At 63.3% G+C, this 1,989-nt stretch carries 2 protein-coding genes; both read right to left on the reverse strand.

Annotated features, from left to right (window positions below):
• Nucleotides 1–20: 20 nt before the first annotated feature.
• On the reverse strand, nt 21–1,334 hold the full coding sequence (rimO, locus tag ACXJ7R_RS31185; RefSeq protein ID WP_457155165.1) for a 30S ribosomal protein S12 methylthiotransferase RimO: 1,314 nt from the start codon (nt 1,332–1,334) through the stop codon (nt 21–23).
• Between the two features lie 147 nt (nt 1,335–1,481).
• On the reverse strand, nt 1,482–1,989 hold a 508-nt coding region (locus ACXJ7R_RS31190), incomplete at its 5' end, for a YjbE family putative metal transport protein (protein WP_457155166.1).

Raw genomic sequence — 1,989 nt, forward strand, 5'->3', positions numbered from 1 at the left:
GTGTAGTAAATACGGCAGCGTCAGACCGCCGAACCGTAGAGGTCATAGGCATCGGCGCGGTCGATCTTGACAGTGACGATGTCGCCGGCGCGCAGCGGACGGCGCGACTGGATATGCACCGAGCCGTCGATCTCGGGCGCGTCGTATTTGGTGCGGCCCTTTGCCGATGTGCCGTGCGCTTCGTCGATCAGCACCGGCAGGCGCTTGCCGACCTTCTTGGCCAGCTGTGTCGCCGAGATCTTCTGCTGGCGCTGCATGAAGCGATGCCAGCGCGCTTCCTTGATCTCTTGCGGGACCTGTTCGAGACCGAGGTCGTTGGAGCGGGCGCCCCGGACCGGCTCGTATTTGAAGCAGCCGGCGCGGTCGATCTTGGCCTCGTCGAGCCAGTCGAGCAGCATTTCGAAATCGTCGTCCGTTTCGCCGGGAAAGCCGACGATGAAGGTCGAGCGGATGGCGAGATCCGGGCAGACCTCGCGCCAGCCGCGGATGCGCTCGAGCGTCTTTTCGCCATGGGCGGGCCGGCGCATGTTCTTCAGCACCTGCGGCGAAGCATGCTGGAACGGGATGTCGAGATAGGGAAGGATCTTCCCGTCGGCCATCAGCGGGATGACATCGGCGACGTGCGGGTAGGGGTAGACGTAGTGCATGCGCACCCAGATGCCGAGCTTGCCCAGCTCCTCGGAAAGATCGAGGAATTTCGCCCGCACTTCGCGGTCGCCGAACATGCTGGTCTGGTACTTGATGTCGATGCCGTAGGCGCTGGTGTCCTGCGAGATGACGAGGATCTCCTTGACGCCGGCCCTGGCCAGTTTCTCGGCCTCGCGCAGCACGTCAGCCGCGGGCCGCGAGACGAGGTCGCCACGCAGCGCCGGGATGATGCAGAAGGTGCAGCGGTTGTTGCAGCCTTCGGAAATCTTGAGATAGGCGTAGTGGCGCGGGGTCAGCTTGACGCCTTGCGGCGGCAGCAGGTCGATATAGGGATCGTGCGAAGGGGGCGCCGCTTCGTGAACGGCGGCCATCACGCTCTCATAGGCCTGCGGCCCGGTGATTGCCAGCACATTGGGGTGCCTCTCGCGAATGACGTGCGGCTCGGCACCAAGGCAGCCGGTGACGATGACCCTGCCGTTTTCCGAAAGCGCCGAGCCGATGGCGTTGAGCGACTCGTCGCGGGCGGAATCGAGAAAGCCGCAGGTGTTGACCACGACAAGATCTGCGCCGTCATGCTTGCGTGCGATCTCGTAGCCCTCGGCGCGCAGGCGCGTGATGATGCGTTCCGAATCCACAAGGGCTTTCGGGCATCCAAGACTGACAAAACTCACGCGAGGAGCGGACATATAGGGTTTCCGGGCTTTTCAGGATTGCCGGCGCAGTACCACACTTATTGCGGCATTGGTATGGGCACGCCTTCGATGCGGCAAAACGCACGGCGACTGCGCTTGCGACCATGCTCTTCCGGATCGAAGACGCAGCCGGCAACCGCCTCAGCTGACCACGTTGTTGACATGCGGCCAGACTTCCACCGCACCACGGTAGACCATGTCCAAGGCCACATAGAGAATGATCAGCAGGCCGATATAGGCGATCCAGCGGTGGCGATGCAGCAGCTTGGCAATGAAAGTCGCGGCGAGCCCCATCAGCGCGATCGACAGCACAAGGCCGATGACCAACACCGGAAAATGATCGCGCGCGGCACCCGCGACCGCCAGCACGTTGTCGAGCGACATCGACACGTCAGCGACGACGATCTGCAATGCTGCCTGGCCGAGCGTCTTGCGCTTGGCCTTGCCGGCCACCATCTTGTCGCTGTTGAGATCCGAGTTCGACAGCGCCTCGGTCGCTTCCAGCTCATCGGCATGCGACGTGCGCAGCTCGCGGTACATCTTCCAGCAGACCCACAGCAGCAAGATGCCGCCGGCCAGCAGCAGGCCGACGATCGCCAGCAGCTTGATGGTAACCGCGGCAAAACCGATGCGCAGCACCGTTGCCGCC

The sequence above is a fragment of the Mesorhizobium sp. P5_C1 genome (genome assembly GCF_054049815.1).

What these genes read in the sequence shown, in the direction of transcription:
- rimO (WP_457155165.1), bottom strand. Translation starts at nt 1,334, where the DNA reads ATGTCCGCTCCTCGCGTGAGTTTTGTCAGTCTTGGATGCCCGAAAGCC.